Origin of the sequence: Nonomuraea aridisoli (assembly GCF_003236395.1) — a bacterium.
Lineage (GTDB): Bacteria > Actinomycetota > Actinomycetes > Streptosporangiales > Streptosporangiaceae > Nonomuraea > Nonomuraea aridisoli.
The window spans coordinates 1-391 of record NZ_POUD01000710.1; the positions used below are offsets into that span (position 1 = coordinate 1).

At 63.2% G+C, this 391-nt stretch carries 1 protein-coding gene; it reads right to left on the bottom strand.

Features of this window, described 5'->3' with window-relative positions; all coding sequences use genetic code 11:
* Window positions 1–39: 39 nt before the first annotated feature.
* The coding region (locus C1J01_RS54435; RefSeq protein WP_220040524.1) for a hypothetical protein at window positions 40–391 on the bottom strand (352 nt) is incomplete at its 5' end.

Below are 391 nucleotides of genomic sequence, written 5' to 3' on the forward strand. Positions count from 1 at the left end.
CGTCCCCTCCCGGACGATCCGCCGCTTTGCTTTTCGGCGTTACTTCTCGACGGCGTGGGTCGGGCCCGGCCACACGCCGGTCATCTCGATCTCGCGCCGGCCGGTCAGCCATTGGCCGAGCGGGCTGGGCCAGCGGAACGAATAGTTGTCGCTGTTCACGACGCCCTGGAACTTCACGTCGACCTGGATATCGGTGGCGTTGAGCGGAATGTTCGCGACCGTCTTGGAGATGCCGCCGCTGAGCGAAAACTCATCGCTGCGCGGGCCTTGCGGCGTGTTGAAACGCAGCTTGATGTGCGTGACGTAAGTGCTGCCCGGCTTGTTGTTGAAGTAGATCTCGAAGCCGCCCAGACGCGTGATCCAGTTCGGGATCAGCAGGTTGCCGTCGAAC